Genomic DNA, 19,036 nt, shown 5'->3' on the forward strand with positions numbered 1-19,036 from the left:
GTGACGGTGTACTGAGATGGATCTGCCTGTTCTCTGGTTCGCGATCGTCGGGGTGTTCTTCGTCGGGTACTTCGTCCTCGACGGCTTCGACTTCGGTGTCGGCATGTCCCTGCCGTTCCTCGGGAAGGACGACACCGACCGGCGCGTGCTGATCAACACGATCGGCCCGGTGTGGGACCTCAACGAGACCTGGGTCATCGTCGCGGGCGCGTGCTTGTTCGCCGCGTTCCCGGAGTGGTACGCCACGATGTTCTCCGGCTTCTACCTCGCCCTGCTGCTCATCCTCGCCGCGCTGATCGCCCGCGGTGTCTCGTTCGAGTACCGCCACCAGAACAAGCACCACGAGTGGAAGCGCCGCTTCGACCTGATGATCATCGTCGGCAGCGCGGTCCCGTCGTTCCTCTGGGGCGTCGCGTTCGGCAACGTCGTCCGCGGCATCCCGATGGACTCGGGGCACAACTACACCGGCACCCTGTTCGACCTGCTCAACCCGTTCGCGCTCCTGACCGGCCTGGCGACGTTGCTGGTGTTCTTCACCCACGGCGTCGTGTTCGTCGCGCTGAAGACCGAGGGCGAGATCCGCGAACGCGCCAAGCGACTCGCGACCCGCGCGGGCATCGTCACGATCGTCGTCGGTGCCGTGTTCCTGGTCTGGATGGCCTTCGTCCGCTCCACCCCGGCGTCGCTGGTCCTGTCGGTCGTGGCCGCCGTCACGCTCCTCCTGGCGGTGCTGTGCAACGCGTGGGGGAAGGAAGGACGCGCGTTCACGCTGATGGCCCTGACCATCGCGGGGATCGTGCTGGCGATGTTCACCGCGATCTTCCCGGACGTGATGCCCGCGACGAACGACCCGGCGAACAGCCTCACGGTCTGGAACGCCTCCAGCGGGTCCTACACGTTGACGGTGATGAGCTGGGTCGCGTTGATCTTCGTCCCGCTCGTCTTCGCCTACCAGGCCTGGACCTACTGGGTGTTCCGCAAGCGCGTCTCCCGCACCCACGTCACCCAGGCTGCACACTAGGCGGCGACGGTGAAGCCGCTCGACCCACGACTCCTGCGTCTCTCGAGGACGGCCCGCGGCTTCATCGTCGCGGCGGCCGGCACCGGCGTGCTCCGGACCCTCGCGACGATCGGGATCGCGTGGGGGATCGCCGCGTCGGTCACGCTCGGCGTGGACGCCGTGCACCGCGGGGTCGTCCCCGCTGCGCTCGCGCAGACATTGACGATCCTCGGGGCGGCGTTCGTCGTCCGCGCCGGTGCCGCCTGGGCGACCGACGACCTCGCAGCGCGAGCCGCGGCGACGGTGAAGAGCGAGCTGCGCGCGACGGTCCTGGCACGTGCGGCCGAGCGCGGTCCGTCGTGGCTCACGACTCGGTCCAGCGCCGGGTTCGCCACGACGCTCGGCCCCGGGCTGGACGCGCTCGACGCCTACTTCGGGCGGTACCTGCCGCAGCTCGCGCTCACCGCCATCGCGACCCCGATGCTCCTGGTGGCCATCGGCCTGGGAGACCTGACGAGCGGGATCATCATCGTCTGCGCGCTGCCGGTGATCCCCGTCTTCATGATCCTCATCGGGCTCGCGACCCAGTCGCTGCAACGCAGGCAGTCCGATGCCCTGGCACGGCTCGGTGGTGCCTTCACCGAGGCAGTCGAGGGGCTCGCGACCCTCAAGGTGTTCGGCCGTGCCCGGCGTCAGGTCGGGCGGATCGCCACCGTCACCGACCAGTACCGCCGCGGCACCCTGGGCGTCCTGCGGCTGTCCTTCGTGAGCGGCTTCGCGCTCGAACTCGCCGCGAGCCTCTCGGTGGCCCTCGTCGCCGTCTCCATCGGCATCCGGCTCGTCGACGGCTCCCTCGGTCTCGGTGCCGCGATGTTCGTGCTCGTCCTCGCGCCGGAGGCGTTCGCGCCCGTCCGGCAGGTCGGCGCCGACTTCCACGCGGCACAGGACGGCGTCGAGGCCTCGGCCGCCGTGCTCGACGTCCTCGACGACGACACCGCGCCGTCGGCCGGCCCGGTCGGGGAACCGGCTGCGGACGACCTCGTGCTCGAGGGTGTGACCGTCCGCCGGCCGGACGTGGTGATCGGACCGGTGGACCTGCGTGCGACACCGGGGACGGTCATCGTCCTGGCCGGACCGAGCGGTTCCGGCAAGTCCAGCCTCCTCGCGGCCGTCCGCGGCGTCCTGCCGCACGACGGGACCATCACGGTGCCCGGGGCAGCCGGCAGCACGATCACCGACCGCACGACGTGGGCCGACCAGCGCCCCCGACTCGTCCGCGGCACGATCGCCGAGAACGTCGCGCTCAGCGCGACCCCGGACGACGACGCCGTCCGGTCCGCGTTGCGTGCGACGGGGCTGGGTCTCGACCCGCGCCTCCCGGTCGGGTCCGACGGCAGCGGCCTCTCCGGCGGCCAGGCGCAGCGCGTCGCCGTGGCGCGCGCCCTGTACCGCGCACGTCGCGTGGGGACACCGCTCGTGCTGCTCGACGAACCGACCTCCGCGCTCGACGCGGAGGCCGAGGCGCACGTCGTCGCCGCCGTGCGCCGGCTCGCCGAGGACGGCGCGGTCGTCGTCGTCGCGAGTCACCGGCCGGCCGTCGTCGCCGCGGGCGACGTCCGTGTCGACCTGCACAGCGGCGGATCGGTGACGGTCGCCCGGGCGGACGGAGCGCGCGCATGAGCCGGGAGGCACGACACGACCCGGTCCTGCGGCTCGCCATGCCGCACGGGGCCGGTTGGGGCAGAGCCGTCGCGGCCGGGGCGCTCAGCGCTGCGTGCGCGGTCGCGCTCCTCGCTGCGAGCGGTTACCTCATCACCCGGGCGGCGGAGCACCCCCCGATCCTCTACCTGACCCTCGTGATGGTCGGCGTGCGGGCGTTCGCACTCGGCCGGGCGGCGCTGCGGTACGTCGACCGGCTCGCCGGACACGACGCGTCGTTCCGGCAGCTGGCCGTCGTGCGGACCGAGATGTACCGACGGCTGTCCTCGGTCGCGCCCGCGGGCCTCGGGTCCACCGGACGCGGGGACCTCCTCACGCGGCTCGTCACCGACACCGACCGGCTGCAGGACCTGCCGATCCGCGTCGTCGGCCCGCTGGTCTCCGCCGGGTGCGTCGCGGTGCTCTCCGTCGTCGCGGTGGCGCTCGTGTCCGTCCCGGCGGCGCTCGTGCTGCTCGTCGCGCTCCTCGTGGCGGCCCTGCTCGGGTCGGTCGTGACGCTGTCGATCGCGAAGCGGTCCGACGAGCAGACCGCGGCGGAGCGGGGGCGCGTGGCGGACCTCGTGCTCGACACCGTGCGGACGCTCGACGTCTTCGTCGCCTACGGGACGCTCGACGAACGTCTCGCCCACATCGCCCGGCTCGACGCGCGGGTGACCGCGGCCGTGCGCCGCCGCGGGACGGTGGAGTCGCTCGTCGGCGCGCTCGTCGGGCTCGTCGGCGGGGGCGCGGTGGTCGGCATCCTGGCCGTCGGTGCTCCCGCGGTCGTCGCCGGCTCGCTCGACGGTCCGCTGTGGGCGCTGGCGGTGTTCGTGCCGCTCGCGCTCTTCGAGGTCATCGGCGGTGTGCCCCTCGCAGTGCTGACGCTCCGACGCGTCCGTGCCGCTGCCGACCGCGTCGAGCAGGTGGTGCCCGCGGTGGTGCCCGCCGGCATCGTGCCGGAACCCGAAGCGGCGGCCGACCCGGCGTCACTCGAGGTCGAGGGGCCCGTCACGGTCCGCCTGCGCGACCTGACCGTCCGGTGGCCCGGCGCGACGACGGCCGCCGTCGACGGGGTCTCGCTCGACCTGCGCCCCGGCGAGGTGGTCGTGCTCGAAGGGCCGAGCGGCGCGGGCAAGTCGACGTTGGTCGACGCCCTCGTCCGGTTCGTCGACCACGAGGGCTCCTTCACGATCGACGGCGTCGAGGCGAAGGACATGCACCCCGACGCCGTGCGCGCCCGCATCGGCCTGATCGAGCAGGACCCGTTCGTGTTCGACCAGTCGGTACGACAGAACCTGCTCTTCGCGCGGGACACCGCGACCGACGAGGAGCTGCTCGCCGTGCTCGACCGGGTCGGCCTCGGCGAGTGGGTCGCCCGACGCGGCGGACTCGACGCGGGCGTGGGAGAGCGCGGCGCCCTGGTGTCCGGCGGGCAGGCGCACCGGCTCGCGCTCGCCCGGGCGCTGCTGCACGCGTTCCCGGTCCTCGTGCTCGACGAGCCGACCGCCGACATCGACCCCGACCTCGGCGACGCCGTGCTGCGCGACGTCGTCCGGGCAGCACGCGGGGCGGGGCGCACCGTCGTCGTCGTGTCGCACGTGCCGGTGCCCGCGGAGCTCGTCGACCGGACCCTCCGGATGCGCGACGGGCAGCTGGTGACAACCTGACGGGCCCGGGCCGACGGACCGCGCCGATCCGCGCCTCCAGGCCTTGTACCCTTGGTGACCGGAGCGCGTCCGACGGACGTGCGCCGTGCCTCCAGAGTGAATGAGAGTTCCGTGACCACCGAGCCGTACCCCGAGGACCCGAACGCCTACGACTTCCGTCGTCTGCAGGAGAAGTGGCAGCCGCGCTGGGAGGAGCTCGGACTCTTCACCACCGACCTCGACGACACGCGCCCCCGGAAGTACATCCTCGAGATGTTCCCGTACCCGTCCGGCGACCTGCACATGGGCCACGCCGAGAACTGGGCGCTCGGCGACTTCGTGGCGCGGTACTGGCGGCAGCAGGGCTTCAACGTGCTGCACCCGATCGGGTGGGACTCCTTCGGGCTGCCGGCGGAGAACGCGGCGATCAAGCGCGGAGTGGACCCGAAGGAGTGGACCTACGCGAACATCGAGCAGCAGAAGGCCTCCTTCAAGCGGTACGCGCCGTCGTTCGACTGGACGACCGAGATCCACACGTCGGACCCCGAGTACTACAAGTGGAACCAGTGGCTGTTCCTCAAGATGTACGAGAAGGGGCTGGCCTACCGGAAGGACAGCTGGGTCAACTGGGACCCGGTGGACCAGACCGTGCTCGCCAACGAGCAGGTGCTGCCCGACGGCACCTCGGACCGGTCCGGCGCGGTCGTCGTCAAGAAGAAGCTGACGCAGTGGTACTTCAAGATCACCGACTACGCGGACCGGCTGCTGGACGACCTCAACCAGCTCGAGGGACGCTGGCCGGCGAAGGTCATCGCGCAGCAGCGCAACTGGATCGGCCGTTCCGTGGGCGCCGACGTCGACTTCGTGATCGAGGGTCGCGACGAACCGGTGACGGTGTTCACCACGCGTCCGGACACGATCCACGGCGTCACGTTCCTCGTCGTGGCACCGGACTCCGACCTGGCCGCCGCGTTGGTCGCCGACCCGTCGGTGCCGTCCTCCGTCCGTGACGACTTCGACGCGTACCTCGTCGCGACCCAGAAGACCTCCGAGATCGACCGGCAGAACGCCGACCGTCCGAAGACCGGCGTGCCGCTCGGCCGGTTCGCGATCCACCCGCTGACGGGGGAGCGCCTGCCGATCTGGGCCGCCGACTACGTGCTCGCCGACTACGGCCACGGTGCGGTCATGGCCGTGCCCGCCCACGACCAGCGGGACCTCGACTTCGCCCGTGCGTTCGACCTGCCGGTGAAGGTCGTCGTCGACACGAACGCTGCGGTGACCGGAGCGATCCCCGTGATCCCGGAGGGTGCGACGCTCGACGACTTCGACGTGCCCGTGCTCGACCCGGCATCGACCGGCGAGGCGCTCACGGGACAGGGCCGGATGATCAACTCCGGGCCGCTCGACGGGATGTCGAAGCAGCACGCGATCAGCGCCGCGATCAAGCTCCTCGAGGAGCGCGGGACCGGTCGCGCCGCGAAGACCTACCGGCTGCGCGACTGGCTCATCTCCCGCCAGCGCTTCTGGGGCACGCCGATCCCGATCATCCACGGCGCGGACGGCTCGGAGCACCCAGTGCCGTTCGACGAGCTGCCCGTGCGGCTGCCGTCGACTGAGGGGCTCGACCTCAAGCCGAAGGGCACCTCGCCGCTCGGCGGTGCGACCGACTGGGTGAACGTGCCGAACCCCGTCGACGGCACGCCCGCGCTCCGCGACACCGACACGATGGACACGTTCGTCGACTCGTCGTGGTACTTCCTCCGGTTCCTGTCCGCGAACGACGACACCCAGGCGTTCGACCCCGAGGCCGCACGCCGATGGGCTCCCGTCGACCAGTACATCGGCGGCATCGAGCACGCGATCCTGCACCTGCTCTACGCCCGCTTCGTCACCAAGGTGCTGTTCGACCTCGGGTACCTCGACTTCACTGAGCCGTTCTCGGCCCTGCTCAACCAGGGCATGGTGCTCTCCGGTGGCTCGAAGATGTCGAAGTCGAAGGGCGGCGTCTCGCTCGGTGACGAACTCGACGCGAACGGTGTCGACGCCATCCGTCTCGTGATGGGCTTCGCCGGGCCGCCGGAGGACGACATCAACTGGGAGGACGTCTCCCCGTCGGCGTCTGCGCGGTTCCTGGCGCGCGCCTACCGGTTGGCGCTCGACGTCACGTCGTCGAAGGACGTCGTCTGGGCGGACGGCGACCGGGCGCTCCGTCAGGTCACGCACCGCTTCCTCGCCGATGCTCCGGGGATGATGGAGTCGTTCAAGTTCAACGTCGTGATCGCGCGGCTCATGGACCTCGTGAACGTCACCCGCAAGGCGATCGACAGCGGCCCCGGTGCCGGCGACCCCGCCGTCCGCGAGGCCGTCGAGACCATCGCCCTCGGGCTCAGCGTGTTCGCGCCGTACACCGGCGAGGAGATGTGGGAGAAGCTGGGCTACGAGGCCACCGTTGCCACGTACGGCTGGCGCAAGGCCGACCCGACGCTGCTCGTGCAGGAGTCGCTGACCGCCGTCGTGCAGGTCAACGGCAAGGTGCGCGACTCGTTCGAGGTGTCGAAGTCGATCGAGCCCGACGAGCTCGAGGCCATGGCCAGGGCGTCGGCGAACGTGCAGCGGTACATCGGGGACCGGGAGATCGTGAAGGTGATCGTGCGGGCGCCGAAGCTCGTGAACATCGCCATCAAGGGGTAGTCCCGCTCCTCCACAGCGGGGTCGGCGGGCGGATCGTCCACCGCAGCACGGTGCGGAGCCCGGCCCGAGGGTCGGGCTCCGTAGCGTTCCGGCATGTCCTCGGGTCCGTCGTCGCCGTCATCGTCACCGTCACCGTCACCGCCCTCCACTCGTGCGGCGTTCGTCCTGACACCCCGCGCTGCCGTGGTGCTGGCGGCCCTGGTCGTCCTCGTCGCCGTGGTGGTCGTGCTGCTCGCATCGCGTTCCGGAACGTCGCCTGACGACGGCGGGCGGGTGACCGTCACGGGTGCGCCGTCGGCCGGAGCGCCGTCGGACCCGACCTCCGGGGTGTCGCCTCGGGGTGCGGCGCCCGACGGCGCGACGCCGAGCGGCCAGGTGGTCGTGCACGTCGTGGGTGCGGTCGAGCGAGCCGGCGTGGTGACGCTCCCGGGCGGCGGGCGCGTGTCCGCGGCGATCGAACGGGCCGGAGGTGCGACCGGAGACGCCGACCTGGCTCGGCTCAACCTCGCGCGGGTGGTCGAGGACGGGGAACGCCTGTACGTGCCGCGGGTCGGTGAGGCGGAGATCCCGGCGGCGCTCGACGGTCCGGCGAACGGCGCGGCAGCACCCGGAAGCGGTCCCGCGTCGTCGCCCGGTGGTGCCGGAGGGCAGGTCGACCTCAACACGGCCGACCAGGCGGCGCTCGAGACGCTCCCGGGCATCGGTCCGGGACTGGCCGGCCGGATCCTCGCCTGGCGGGACGAGCACGGTCGGTTCGGAGCGGTCGACGACCTGCTCGACGTCAACGGGATCGGTGAGAAGCGGCTCGCCGAGCTCCGCGACCGGGTCCGTGTGTGAGCACCGGGTCGACCTGGGCCGTGTGCGAGCCTGGGACCCAGCCGTTCCGGGGCTGGCGGGGAGGGGAACATGGGGACCGCGGGTCCTGGGAAGTCGTCCCGGTCGAGATGCTGCGGTTGTACCCGCACCTCGTCGACGTGAACGGGGACTGGCGTTCGGTTCGGCGTCCGTGACCCCGATCGTTCGTCAGGGTGTGCGACGAGGGCCGGGCTATGGTCGGGTCGTGGGGTCTCGGGGGCGGATGCAGTGGGGACAGCTCAACGTCCGCGCGCTCGGCGCGATCGCGCTGATCGTCCTGTGGGGTGCGGTGCTCGTCGCGACCGGGGTCTTCGACCCTTCGTCGCAGACTCCGCCGTCGCAGTTCGACTACGACAACGGGGCAGTGCCGCCGTCGGCTGATGATCGCGCCGTCTCGTCCCTCCAGGCGGCCGCACTGATCGCAGCCCTGCCGGTGACGGTCCTCACCCTCTGCATCGCGGCGAGCTCGCTCCGCCTCTGGAAGGAACAGGTGTCCGCGATCATCGCGACGAGCGTCGCGAGCCTCTCGGCCCTGATCAGCATCGGCCTCGCATGGATGGGCGTCGGGACGCTGGTCTTCTTCACCTAGGCCGTGGCTCCGACCGCGCCGGTGCTGGGGTCGGGCAGAGCGTCGGGTGATGGTCAGATGGCTGTGACGTTGTGCGCGCGGAAGAAGTAGCCGTCCTGCCCTCGCGGGTAGGGCTCCACCTCGAACTGCACCCGTTGCCCGGCTTCGAGCGCGGAGTACCCCGTCGAGACGACATCGGCGAAGTGCACGAAGACCTCGGTCTCCACCGCGTTCGAACGGAGCGCGCCCCAACCGTCCTCGTCGCTCCACCAGACACACTCACCTCGGACGACCTGCACGAGCGCACGTTACCTGAGGCGGCTCCTACAACTCACGGCCGAGGTCGCCGAGGCCCGCGGTGAGGACGTCCGTGAGGAGCCGGGCGTGTGCGCCGTCCGGATCGAGGTCCGGGTCGTACACCGTGACCGATGCTCCGACGGCTGACGGTGCGAGACCGCGCAACAGCGCCGTCAGTTCGTCTGGTGTGCACCCGCCCGGGTCGGGGCTGTCGACCGCGGGCATGATCGACGCGTCGAGCACATCGACGTCGATCTGCAACCAGTACCCCGCAGCCCCTGCCGCCGTCCGAAGGACCTCGACGACCGGAGCGGTGCCGAGGGTGCGCCACTCCGATGTCGGGACGACCGCACCGATCCGCGAGCGGACTTCGGGCAGATGGGCGTCGTCGTCGCGGCAGCCGACGTGGACCGTCCGAGCAGCATCGAAGTACGGGCCGGCGCCGTCGATGTCGGACAGCGCTGGCGAGTGGAGCCCGACGGCGGCGGCCAGGTCTTCGCCCGCCATGCTCGCACAGTCCTCGCTGTTCCCCGGGTGCCGGAAGTCGGTGTGTCCGTCCACGTGCACGAGGCCGACTCCGCCACGACGCCCCATCGCGAGGCCGACGCCGAGGAGCACGCTGCAGTCACCGCCGATGACCAACGGGGTCGCCCGGGCGGCGAGGATCCCGTCGAGGCGGTCCGCGAGTCGACGCGCGTGGTCGATCATCGAGCGCTGGTTGCGAACGACGCCAGGGGCACGGGTTGCGTCGTCGTCGATGTACCGGCCGGGCAGGACCACGCCCGCGTCGGTGGCGCCCTGCTCCGTGAACCGGCGGTGGAGCCCGGCTTCTCGGAACGCCTCTGGTGCTTTCGCTGCGCCGGGCACTGCGCCCGGCTCTGGTGGTCGCAGCCCGAGGTTCGTGGGGGCCGAGAGGAGTGCGATCACCCGACCGAGTCTGGCAGAACGGCACCGCTCCGGCTCGCGGAGTCCTCCACAGGGCAGCGGCGCGGGTGCGTTGTGCACGACGGTCGGCGGTCGAGGCCATCGGGCTGGTAGGCCTTCGTAGCGTGGCGGGATGACCGGGACGGATTCGGGTGCGCGAGCAGGCGTGGTGGCGGCGCTCGCCCGGCGGAGGTCGAGCGGGTCACCGGTCGGCGCGGTGCGCGACCACGTGCGGGCGTGAGGGGCGGCCACCATGGACGTCGTCCCTCGGATCGCCGATCTCCGGATCGCGCTGCCCGCCGTCGTCGCCTGGGTGAGCGCCGCGGTGCTCATCGGGGTCCCCGAGGCCGCCGCGTTCGTCCTGCTCGGCGGAGCGGCCGTCGCGCTGGCCTGCATCGTGGCGTTGGTCCGCCACGTCCTGGTCGTGGCGGCGGCCGTCGTGTTCACCGCAGTGTCGTTGGTGGCGCTCGTCGCCGTCGCGGTCCTCGTCGGGGACGATCGACGCACCCCGGACGTCGTCGCATCACAGGCCGGGCGATCGGTCGAGGTGGCGGTCGTGCTCGATCGGGACCTCGGCCCGGCGGACCGGTCGGTGCTGGCGACCCTGGTGCGTCTCGGCTCCGCTGACGGGCTCCGGGTCCCGGTGCGGGTCGTTCCCGAGCGCACGGACGATGCTCCGGCGTGGGCTGCCGGCAGCAGTCTCGTGACGCGGGGGGTCGTCGAGCCGGACGATCCCGGCAAGTCGACGGCGTACGTGGTCTTCCTGCGCGGGGGAGCGGCCGTCCGACCGCCGGACGGCTTGCTCCGGGCGACGGACCGTGCTCGCGGTGCCTTCGCGTCGGTGACGTCCTCGCTGCCGGAACCGGGCGGCTCGCTGCTGCGGGGGCTCGCGATCGGGGACCGGAGCGGGCTGGACCCGGCGACCGAGGCGGCGATGGAGACGTCGGCGCTGACACACCTGACGGCGGTGTCCGGGGCGAACTGCGCGGTGATCGTCGGGCTCGTGGTCTTCGTCGGACGCTCCGTCGGGCTGCCCAGGGTCGTCCGGGCGGGAGCAGCGATCGTGCTCCTGCTGGCGTTCGTCGTCCTCGTCCGCCCGGACCCCTCGATCGTGCGGGCGACCGTGATGGCCGTCGTCGTCCTCGTCGTCCACCTCTCCGGGCGCCCGGTCCGCGGTGTCCCGCTGATCGCCCTCGCCGTCGTCGGCATGCTCGTCGTCGACCCCTGGTACGCACGGTCGTTCGCGTTCGCCCTCTCGGTGCTCGCGACGAGCGGCATCGTCGTGCTCGGGCCACCGCTCACCGCGCTGTTCGCACGCCGGATGTGGACGCCGGTGGCCGCGGCCGTCGCGGTGCCCGTCGCTGCGCAGTCGGCGTGCTGGCCCGTCACGATCCCGTTGTCCGCGGCGTTCCCGACGTACGCGGTGCCGGCGAACCTGCTCACGGAGCCGTTGGCGCCGATCGTCACGATCGTCGGACTGGCGTCGTGCCTCGTCGCGACGGTCTGGCCCTGGGGCGCGTCGGTGCTCGCCGGCGTCGCGTGGGTGCCCGCCAGTGCGATCGGTGCCGTCGCGCACGGTGCGGCGGCACTGCCCTACGCCGCCGCACCGTGGCCGGCCGGGGTCACGGGTGTGGTGACGGCCGCCGTGGTCAGCGCGTGCGTGGCCGTGGCGGTCCTCGCACCCCGCCGCGCCCGGGGCCTCCTGCTCCTGTCGGCCGGCACGGTGGCCGTCATCGGGATCGTCGCCGTCGCGCTCCCGCGGCTCGTCGTCCGGGCGGGCCTCCCCGACGACTGGGCGGTGGCCGCGTGCGACGTGGGGCAGGGCGACGCCGTGCTCGTCCGGAACGGGGACGCGGTGGCGCTCGTCGACGTGGGTGACGACGAAGGCCTGCTCGTCGCCTGCCTGGACCTGCTCGGCGTCGACCGGATCGACCTGCTCGTCCTGACGCACTTCGACCGAGACCACGTCGGTGCCGTCCCGGCGGTCGCCGGCCGTGTGGAGACTGCGCTCGTCGGGCCGGTCGGGCGGCCGTCCGACGCCCGTGTGGTGCGGACGCTGCGGGAGGCCGGCGCGGACGTCCGGCAGGCGGACGAGCACGCCTCCGGGATGCTGGGGCGGATGCGGTGGCGGATCCTCTGGCCGCGCGCCGGTGGGGGCGTCGCGGGGAACGACGCGAGCCTGGTCCTCCGCACCGAGTCGGGACCGGGCTGTTCGACGTGTGTGTCCGGGCTCTTCCTCGGCGACCTGGGGGAGTCCGCGCAGCGGCGACTCCGGGCGTCGGGCTCGTTGGACGTGGCCGCCCCCGTGGACGACCGTTCCGCCGCCGCAGCTCCGCTCGACGTCGTGAAGGTGTCGCACCACGGCTCGGCCGACCAGGACGCCGTGCTCTACCGACAGGTGGCTGCTGCCGTCGGGCTGATCGGTGTCGGAGCGTCGAACAGCTACGGGCACCCGACCCCGACGGCGCTCGCGATGCTGGAGGCTGCGGGCACCACGGCGTACCGGACGGACCTGCAGGGCACGGTGGCGATCGGGCGCGACGGACCGGGTGCGCTCCGGGTGTGGACGGAGCGATCGGCGTCGGCGGTCGCCCGTAGGATCGAGGCATGGCCGCCAAGAAGCCCGTCCGCGCAGCAGCGAAGATCGACCAGGTCCCCTGGTCGGGCATCCGTCCTGCGCCGGTCGTGCTCATCACCGGGCCGGAGACGTTCCTCGCGGATCGCGCCAGTTCGGTGCTCCGCGACCTCCTCGTCGGTGAGGATCCTGCGCTCGAGGTCCACGACCTCGAAGCCGACCAGTACGCACCGGGCCTGCTCGCGACCCTGGCGAGTCCGTCGCTGTTCGGTGAACCGCGGCTGGTCCGTGTCACGAACGTCGAGAAGTGCACCGACGCGTTCATCACCGAGACGATCTCGTACCTCGGCGCTCCGGCGGACGACGTCACGCTCGTGCTCCGACACGGCGGCGGTGTGCGCGGCAAGAAGCTGCTCGACACGATCCGCAGCGGGGTCGGCGGCGGGGTCGAGGTGCAGTGCGACGAGCTCAAGCGCGAGACCGACCGCATCGACTTCGTCTCGGCCGAGTTCCGGGCGGCGCGCCGGAAGATCGCACCGTCGGCGGTCCGGACCCTGGTCGCGGCGTTCGCGGACGACCTCGCTGAGCTCGCGGCCGCGTGCCGACAGCTCCTCGCGGACGAAGCAGAGGAGATCACGGACAAGGTCGTCGACAAGTACTACGGCGGCCGGGTCGAGACGAACGCGTTCAAGGTCGCCGACATCGCGCTGGCAGGGCGGTCTGCTCCGGCCATCGTCGAGCTGCGGCACGCGCTGTCGACGGGGGAAGCACCGGTGCCGATCGTCGCGGCGTTCGCGAGCAAGATCCGCACGATGGCGAAGGTGAGCGCGTTCCGCGGGCCGAGCGGGCAGGCTGCCTCGGCGCTGGGCATGGCGCCGTGGCAGGTGCAGCGGGCTCAGCGTGACGTCGCGGGCTGGAGCGAGGCGGGGCTGGCGAACGCGATCACGAGCATCGCCGAAGCGGACACCGCGGTGAAGGGCGGCTCGCGCGATGCGCACTACGCGCTCGAGGTCATGGTCCGCACCATCGCGCGCCGCGGCGAGTCCCGCTGACCCAGGCGCGCCCCGCCGGCCCGACTCCACCGGCGCTGCCCCGCCCGCGCCGCGCCGCGCCCCGCCCGCGCCGCGCCCCGCGCCGCGCCGCGCCCCGCCCGCGCCGAGTCCGGCAACGACGAAGGCCCCGCACCAAACGACGAAGGCCCCGCACCATCGGTGCGGGGCCTTCGATCGAGATCAGTGCGTCAGAGCGCGGCGACCTTCTTCGCGATGGCCGACTTGCGGTTCGCGGCCTGGTTCTTGTGGATGACGCCCTTGCTCACGGCCTTGTCGAGCTTCTTCGACGCGAGGGCGAGAGCCGCGGTGGCCTTGTCCTTGTCGCCGGCGACGACGGCCTCGTTGGTGTGACGGATGACCGTCTTGAGCTCCGAGCGGTAGGCCTTGTTGCGCTCCTGGGCCTTCAGGTTGGTCTTGATGCGCTTCATCTGCGACTTGATGTTCGCCATGCGTGTTGCTCCTTGATCGTCTCTACGGGTGGTCGCGACCGCTGGGTAGAGGGGCCCTTGGTCGCATCGCGTTCCACCCGTGGGCGGGGAACGCGGAAGCCAGCCACCAACACTACCAGCCCGGAGCGACTCCGCCAAAGGACCGGCTCCGCGCGGGGCGACGCCGGCCGCCGGCATCCGTGGGAGAATCGTCGGACCGTCCGACCCACCCCGAGGAACCGTGAGCCCACAAGCATCCGCCCCGCTCGAGCCCGCCTCGACCCCGGCCGACGCGATCCGCAACTTCTGCATCATCGCGCACATCGACCACGGCAAGTCCACGCTGGCCGACCGCATGCTGCAGATCACCGGCATCGTCGAGGACCGCGCGATGCGTGCGCAGTACCTCGACCGCATGGACATCGAGCGCGAACGCGGCATCACGATCAAGTCGCAGGCCGTCCGCATGCCGTGGGAGCTCGACGGCGAGACCTTCGCGCTCAACATGATCGACACGCCGGGCCACGTCGACTTCTCCTACGAGGTGTCCCGCTCCCTCGCCGCGTGCGAGGGCGCGATCCTGCTCGTGGACGCCGCGCAGGGGATCGAGGCGCAGACGCTGGCGAACCTCTACCTGGCGCTGGAGAACGACCTCGAGATCATCCCGGTCCTCAACAAGATCGACCTGCCCGCGGCCGAGCCCGAGAAGTACGCGGCGGAGCTCGCCCAGCTGATCGGTGGTTCGCCGGACGACGTGCTGCGCGTCTCGGGCAAGACGGGTGTCGGCGTGCCGGAGCTCCTGGACCGCGTCGTGCGGACGGTGCCGGCGCCGGTCGGTGACGTCGAGGCCGAGCCCCGCGCAATGATCTTCGACTCGGTCTACGACAGCTACCGGGGAGTCGTGACGTACGTGCGGATGGTGGACGGCACCATCAAACCGCGCGAGAAGGTCCAGATGATGTCGACGAAGACGACACACGAGATCCTCGAGATCGGGGTGTCGTCGCCGGAGCCGAAGCCGACGAAGGGCCTCAGCGTCGGTGAGGTGGGCTACCTCATCACGGGCGTGAAGGACGTGCGCCAGTCGAAGGTCGGCGACACGGTCACGAACGCGCAGAAACCCGCGACGGACGCGCTGCCGGGCTACACGGACCCGAAGCCGATGGTCTTCTCCGGTCTGTACCCGATCGACGGCTCCGACTACCCCGACCTGCGTGAGGCGCTCGACAAGCTCAAGCTGTCGGACGCCGCCCTGGTCTACGAGCCGGAGACCTCCGTCGCGCTCGGGTTCGGGTTCCGCTGCGGGTTCCTCGGCCTGCTCCACCTCGAGATCATCACCGAGCGGCTCTCGCGCGAGTTCGGGCTCGACCTCATCACCACCGCCCCGAGCGTGATCTACGACGTCACCACCGAGGACGGCGCCACGGTCGAGGTGACGAACCCGTCCGAGTTCCCGTCCGGCCGCATCGTCGAGGTCCGTGAGCCGATGGTGCGCGCGGCGATCCTCGCGCCGAAGGACTACGTCGGCGCCATCATGGAGCTCTGCCAGTCGCGTCGCGGTTCGCTGCTCGGCATGGAGTACCTCGGCGAGGACCGCGTCGAGCTGCGCTACCAGATCCCGCTCGGCGAGATCGTCTTCGACTTCTTCGACCAGCTGAAGAGCAAGACGCAGGGGTACGCCTCGCTCGACTACGAACCCTCGGGCGACCAGGCGGCCGACCTCGTGAAGGTCGACATCCTCCTGCAGGGCGACCAGGTCGACGCGTTCAGCGCGATCGTGCACCGCGACAAGGCCTACGCGTACGGCACGATGATGGCCGAGCGCCTCCGGAAGCTCATCCCGCGGCAGCAGTTCGAGGTCCCGATCCAGGCGGCCATCGGCGCGCGCATCATCGCGCGCGAGAACATCCGCGCGATGCGCAAGGACGTCCTCGCGAAGTGCTACGGCGGTGACATCACCCGCAAGCGCAAGCTCCTCGAGAAGCAGAAGGAGGGCAAGAAGCGCATGAAGATGGTCGGTCGCGTCGAGGTCCCGCAGGAAGCCTTCATCGCTGCGCTCTCCGGTGACGTCGAAGAGAAGAAGAAGTAGCGGTCAGCGCGTCGACCGGGCGCGCGCGGCCGCCAGGACGAGTGCCGGGAGGCTCGCCGCGGCCAGTCCTGCGAGCGCGGTCCGCAGGATGACGAGTCCGGTGGCCGCCTCGGCGTCGCGCTGCACCCCCGCGGCGGACCCGGCCACCACCGCCCCGACCACCATGGCCAGCGTCGCGGACGCGAGGACGTAGGGCAGGCCGGGCGCCCGGTGTCGGCGCACCGCGAGCACGAGCGTCGCTGCGAGGAGGAGCACCCCGGCGCCCGCAGCACACGCGGCGATCGCGGCGACGGCGTCGGCCGCGTCGAACGTGCCCGAGACCGCGGGCGGCACGGACCGGTACCGGACCGGCGCGCCGGTGCCGGCCGTCGCCCACGTGACGGCGGCGCGGGCCGTCGCGGCCAGCCCGAACGCGGCGACGGTGAGCACGGCGAACGCCGCCGTCGTGCGGTCGACGGTCTGCCGGAGTGCGGGGGTGGGGCGTGGCACGGACCAACGATAGGGGCGCGGCGGACGTGTGTCGGGCCTCCCGTTCGGGGTGCGCGGATCGTGGGCCCGGCCGACCGACGCTGGTTCGTGTCGTGCCGGACCCCACAAGTAGCATGGGCGCCATGAGCACCCGCGGCAGCTACCGGACCGCCCTGACGTACGGAGCCGTGGGTGCGACCCAGGCGCCGGACCTCATGACGTACCCGCCGGAGGGCTTCGTCCCGTCCGAGTCGCGCTCCCGGATCGGTCACGGCGACCAGCGCTTCGAGACCGCGGTCACGCAGGCGCTCACGTGGCAGATCCAGGAGCGCAGCGGCATCCGGGTGCACGTCGAGGACCAGCCCGACGACGACGAGGTGCGCTACAACCCGGTGACGTTCGACGACGCCGGTGTGCCGATCGCGCCGGCGTCGATCGGGACGCCCCGCGTCGAGAAGTTCGCGCCGGACGGCACGCCGCTGCTGACGGCGGGGACGACGGCGACGCTCACCATGCACGCGTTCGGGCAGACGGTGCAGGCGCCGGTCCGGGTCGTGTCGATCATCGACGAGACCGACCGCAAGGGGTTCGCGTACGGCACGCTCGAGGGGCACCCGCTCTCGGGCGAGGAGTCGTTCGTGGTCGAGCGGACGCCGGACGGGTCCGTGTGGCTGCAGATCCGGCAGTTCTCGCAGCCGTCCAGCCGGAAGTGGCGGTTCGTCGCACCGCTGCTGCGTCGGCAGCAGAAGGTGATGGCGGAGAAGTACCTGGCCGCCCTCCGCGGCGACTAAGCGCTGCGGAGGGGCGGCAGCGCCGCGATCGCGTCCTCGATGAGCTGTGCGTCGTCGACGCAGTTCCGCGCGACGGTCACCGCGCTGGTCGCCCGCAGCGCGGCGACGTCGTAGACGCCGGTCGCGACCGCGAGGAACGGGATGCCGACGGCGTCGGCGGCCTCGCCGTCGCGCGGGGTGTCCCCGACGATGATCGCCCGTGTGCCCGCGAGGGCCTCGGCGGCGCGCGCGGTCACCCCGGCCCGCTCGACCTCGGTGTCACCGAAGAACGAGTGCGCCCAGTCGAACGCGTCGACGTCGAACCCCGCACCCTGCAGCTTCACCCGGGCACGGTACGCGGAGTTGCCGGTCAGCAGTCCGTTGCGCCAGCCGAGTGCTGCGAACCGGGCGACGAGCGCCGCGGCCCCGGGCGCGGGAGTGCGGTGGTCGCCGGAGCGGTGGCGTTCCTCGGTGAGGTCGCGCAGGTGCCCGCTGACCGTCGGAATGAGGTCGTCGTCGAGGTCGTGCGCGCGGACGTGTTCGGCGATGAGGCCGGCGTCGGTCCGGCCGTGCTGGTGTCCGACCCGCAGCACCAGGTCCCGCCCGACCGCGCGTTCGAGCGCCAGGTGGTAGAGGTTGCCCGGCGACGAGGCGTTCATCACGAGGGTGCCGTCGATGTCCCAGAGCACGGTGGTGGGGACGCTGTGGTGCTCCATGCCTCCATCATGACGGACAATGGAGTCCATGCCGAGTGCTCTCCCGATCGCCGATCCCGCCCCCGCGGACGGGCTGATCTCGCCGGTGACAGGAGCGGGCGAGGTGCCGTTCGGCGTCTACGTGCACGTGCCGTTCTGCCGGGTCCGCTGCGGCTACTGCGACTTCAACACGTACACCGCGTCCGAGCTGCGCGGGGTGCGGCGTGACGACTACGCCGGGCACGCGGTCCGCGAGATCGCGTGGGCGGCGTCGGTGCTCGACCACTCCGGGGTGCCGCGGCGGCCGGTCTCGACCGTGTTCTTCGGCGGGGGCACCCCGACGATGCTCCCGGCATCGGATCTCGCGATGATCCTGCGCGCGATCGACGACACGTGGGGGATCGTGCCCGGTGCCGAGGTCACGACGGAGGCGAACCCCGACTCGGTCGACGAGACCTCGCTGGCGACCCTCCGCGACGGCGGGTTCACCCGCGTGAGCTACGGCATGCAGTCCGCGGTGCCGCACGTCCTCGCGACGCTGGACCGCACGCACGACCCCGAGCGGGTCCCGCTCGTCGTGGACCTCGCGAAGCAGCAGGGCCTGGACGTCTCGCTGGACCTCATCTACTCCACGCCGGGGGAGTCCCTCGACGACTGGCGCACGTCGCTCGACGCTGCCCTCGCTTGCGAGCCGGACCACGTGTCGGCGTACTCGCTCATCGTCGAGGAGGGCACGGCGATGGGCCGGCAGGTCGCCCGCGGCGAACTGCCCGCGCCGGACGACGACCTCGCCGCCGACATGTACGAGCTCGCGGACCAGGTGCTCGGTGACGCCGGGTACTCCTGGTACGAGGTCTCGAACTGGGCGCGCGGCGAGCAGCACGCCAGTCGGCACAACCTCTCCTACTGGAAGGGGCACGACTGGTGGGGGGTCGGCCCGGGCGCGCACTCGGCCGTCGCGGGCACCCGCTGGTGGAACGTGAAGCACCCGGCCGCCTACGCGAACCGGGTGCTGCAGGGGGAGTCGCCGGCCGCCGGCCGAGAGTCCCTCGACGACGAGACCCGCTACGTCGAACGCGTGCTGCTCGCGGCGAGGGTGCGTGGCGAGCTCGCGACCTCGGAGCTCCGCCAGGAGGCGCGGGGCCGGGTCGCCGGCCTCATCGCACGCGGACTCGTGGACGGGGCGGCCGCGGTGCGGGGGCGCATCGAGTTGACCCTGCAGGGGCGTCTGCTCGCCGACGCGGTCGTGCGCGAGCTGCTCGACTGAGCAGGCGGCC

15 protein-coding genes and 1 pseudogene are annotated in these 19,036 nt (G+C 71.9%); 11 read left to right on the forward strand and 5 right to left on the reverse strand.

What is annotated here, in order from left to right; translation table 11 throughout:
- Positions 1–16 precede the first annotated feature (16 nt).
- From cydB to ACTJKO_RS10580, 6 genes are all read left to right on the forward strand, one after another.
- Positions 17–1,021 carry a cytochrome d ubiquinol oxidase subunit II gene (cydB, locus tag ACTJKO_RS10555; protein ID WP_440688418.1) on the forward strand — a complete coding sequence of 335 codons (1,005 nt, stop codon included), beginning with the start codon at positions 17–19 and terminating at the stop codon, positions 1,019–1,021.
- A 9-nt stretch (positions 1,022–1,030) separates the two neighbouring features.
- The gene (cydD, locus tag ACTJKO_RS10560) at positions 1,031–2,680 is read left to right on the forward strand and encodes a thiol reductant ABC exporter subunit CydD (RefSeq protein ID WP_440688420.1); all 1,650 of its coding nucleotides are present in this window, start codon (positions 1,031–1,033) and stop codon (positions 2,678–2,680) included.
- On the forward strand, positions 2,677–4,365 hold the full coding sequence (gene cydC / locus ACTJKO_RS10565; RefSeq protein ID WP_440688422.1) for a thiol reductant ABC exporter subunit CydC: 1,689 nt from the start codon (positions 2,677–2,679) through the stop codon (positions 4,363–4,365). Before cydD ends, cydC begins: the two co-directional genes overlap by 4 nt.
- Positions 4,366–4,476: 111 nt before the next feature.
- Entirely contained in the window at positions 4,477–7,038 is a 2,562-nt protein-coding gene (leuS, locus tag ACTJKO_RS10570) for a leucine--tRNA ligase (RefSeq protein WP_440688424.1), read from the forward strand.
- 93 nt (positions 7,039–7,131) lie between these two features.
- Positions 7,132–7,875 (forward strand): helix-hairpin-helix domain-containing protein, encoded by a 744-nt coding sequence (locus ACTJKO_RS10575; RefSeq protein WP_440688426.1) that lies wholly within the window; start codon positions 7,132–7,134, stop codon positions 7,873–7,875.
- 223 nt (positions 7,876–8,098) lie between these two features.
- Positions 8,099–8,482: a hypothetical protein gene (locus ACTJKO_RS10580; protein ID WP_440688428.1), complete on the forward strand. Its 384-nt coding sequence runs from the start codon at positions 8,099–8,101 to the stop codon at positions 8,480–8,482.
- 53 nt (positions 8,483–8,535) lie between these two features.
- Here the strand turns inward: ACTJKO_RS10580 and ACTJKO_RS10585 are convergent, their stop codons facing one another.
- Both ACTJKO_RS10585 and ACTJKO_RS10590 read right to left on the reverse strand, forming a co-directional pair.
- Positions 8,536–8,760 (reverse strand): cold-shock protein, encoded by a 225-nt coding sequence (locus tag ACTJKO_RS10585; RefSeq protein ID WP_440688430.1) that lies wholly within the window; start codon positions 8,758–8,760, stop codon positions 8,536–8,538.
- A 25-nt stretch (positions 8,761–8,785) separates the two neighbouring features.
- Positions 8,786–10,078 carry an arginase family protein gene (locus ACTJKO_RS10590; RefSeq protein WP_440688731.1) on the reverse strand — a complete coding sequence of 431 codons (1,293 nt, stop codon included), beginning with the start codon at positions 10,076–10,078 and terminating at the stop codon, positions 8,786–8,788.
- A gap of 538 nt (positions 10,079–10,616) precedes the next feature.
- On the opposite strand from ACTJKO_RS10590, the pseudogene ACTJKO_RS10595 reads away from it, so the two are divergent.
- Together ACTJKO_RS10595 and holA are read left to right on the forward strand one after the other, a co-directional pair.
- Positions 10,617–11,678: pseudogene (locus ACTJKO_RS10595) on the forward strand (ComEC/Rec2 family competence protein); the annotation flags it as partial.
- 611 nt (positions 11,679–12,289) lie between these two features.
- Positions 12,290–13,309 carry a DNA polymerase III subunit delta gene (gene holA, locus ACTJKO_RS10600; protein ID WP_440688432.1) on the forward strand — a complete coding sequence of 340 codons (1,020 nt, stop codon included), beginning with the start codon at positions 12,290–12,292 and terminating at the stop codon, positions 13,307–13,309.
- A gap of 188 nt (positions 13,310–13,497) precedes the next feature.
- On the opposite strand, the gene rpsT is transcribed toward holA, so the two are convergent.
- The gene (rpsT, locus tag ACTJKO_RS10605; RefSeq protein WP_440688434.1) at positions 13,498–13,758 is read right to left on the reverse strand and encodes a 30S ribosomal protein S20; all 261 of its coding nucleotides are present in this window, start codon (positions 13,756–13,758) and stop codon (positions 13,498–13,500) included.
- A gap of 220 nt (positions 13,759–13,978) precedes the next feature.
- On the opposite strand from rpsT, the gene lepA reads away from it, so the two are divergent.
- Positions 13,979–15,826: a translation elongation factor 4 gene (gene lepA / locus ACTJKO_RS10610; RefSeq protein WP_440688436.1), complete on the forward strand. Its 1,848-nt coding sequence runs from the start codon at positions 13,979–13,981 to the stop codon at positions 15,824–15,826.
- A 3-nt stretch (positions 15,827–15,829) separates the two neighbouring features.
- Here the strand turns inward: lepA and ACTJKO_RS10615 are convergent, their stop codons facing one another.
- Positions 15,830–16,315, reverse strand: a complete 486-nt coding sequence (locus ACTJKO_RS10615) for a hypothetical protein (RefSeq protein WP_440688438.1) — start codon at positions 16,313–16,315, stop codon at positions 15,830–15,832.
- A gap of 122 nt (positions 16,316–16,437) precedes the next feature.
- On the opposite strand from ACTJKO_RS10615, the gene ACTJKO_RS10620 reads away from it, so the two are divergent.
- The gene (locus ACTJKO_RS10620) at positions 16,438–17,085 is read left to right on the forward strand and encodes a DUF1990 family protein (protein ID WP_440688440.1); all 648 of its coding nucleotides are present in this window, start codon (positions 16,438–16,440) and stop codon (positions 17,083–17,085) included.
- Here ACTJKO_RS10620 and ACTJKO_RS10625 read toward each other — a convergent pair.
- Positions 17,082–17,780: an HAD family hydrolase gene (locus ACTJKO_RS10625; RefSeq protein WP_440688442.1), complete on the reverse strand. Its 699-nt coding sequence runs from the start codon at positions 17,778–17,780 to the stop codon at positions 17,082–17,084. The two genes, ACTJKO_RS10620 and ACTJKO_RS10625, sit on opposite strands and share 4 nt — an antisense overlap.
- Positions 17,781–17,808: 28 nt before the next feature.
- Here ACTJKO_RS10625 and hemW point away from each other — a divergent pair, with 28 nt between their 5' ends.
- Positions 17,809–19,026 carry a radical SAM family heme chaperone HemW gene (hemW, locus tag ACTJKO_RS10630; RefSeq protein WP_440688444.1) on the forward strand — a complete coding sequence of 406 codons (1,218 nt, stop codon included), beginning with the start codon at positions 17,809–17,811 and terminating at the stop codon, positions 19,024–19,026.
- Positions 19,027–19,036 lie beyond the last annotated feature (10 nt).

The organism is Curtobacterium sp. 22159 (genome assembly GCF_052045775.1).
GTDB lineage: Bacteria > Actinomycetota > Actinomycetes > Actinomycetales > Microbacteriaceae > Curtobacterium.

Excerpts from the sequence above, each read along its gene's own strand:
- cydB (WP_440688418.1), top strand. The coding sequence starts at position 17 with ATGGATCTGCCTGTTCTCTGGTTCGCGATCGTCGGGGTGTTCTTCGTC.
- cydC (WP_440688422.1), top strand. The coding sequence starts at position 2,677 with ATGAGCCGGGAGGCACGACACGACCCGGTCCTGCGGCTCGCCATGCCG.
- ACTJKO_RS10575 (WP_440688426.1), top strand. The coding sequence starts at position 7,132 with ATGTCCTCGGGTCCGTCGTCGCCGTCATCGTCACCGTCACCGTCACCG.
- ACTJKO_RS10590 (WP_440688731.1), bottom strand. The coding sequence starts at position 10,078 with ATGCAGGCCAGCGCGACGGCCGCTCCGCCGAGCAGGACGAACGCGGCG.
- holA (WP_440688432.1), top strand. The coding sequence starts at position 12,290 with ATGGCCGCCAAGAAGCCCGTCCGCGCAGCAGCGAAGATCGACCAGGTC.
- rpsT (WP_440688434.1), bottom strand. The coding sequence starts at position 13,758 with ATGGCGAACATCAAGTCGCAGATGAAGCGCATCAAGACCAACCTGAAG.
- ACTJKO_RS10620 (WP_440688440.1), top strand. The coding sequence starts at position 16,438 with ATGAGCACCCGCGGCAGCTACCGGACCGCCCTGACGTACGGAGCCGTG.
- ACTJKO_RS10625 (WP_440688442.1), bottom strand. The coding sequence starts at position 17,780 with ATGGAGCACCACAGCGTCCCCACCACCGTGCTCTGGGACATCGACGGC.
- hemW (WP_440688444.1), top strand. The coding sequence starts at position 17,809 with ATGCCGAGTGCTCTCCCGATCGCCGATCCCGCCCCCGCGGACGGGCTG.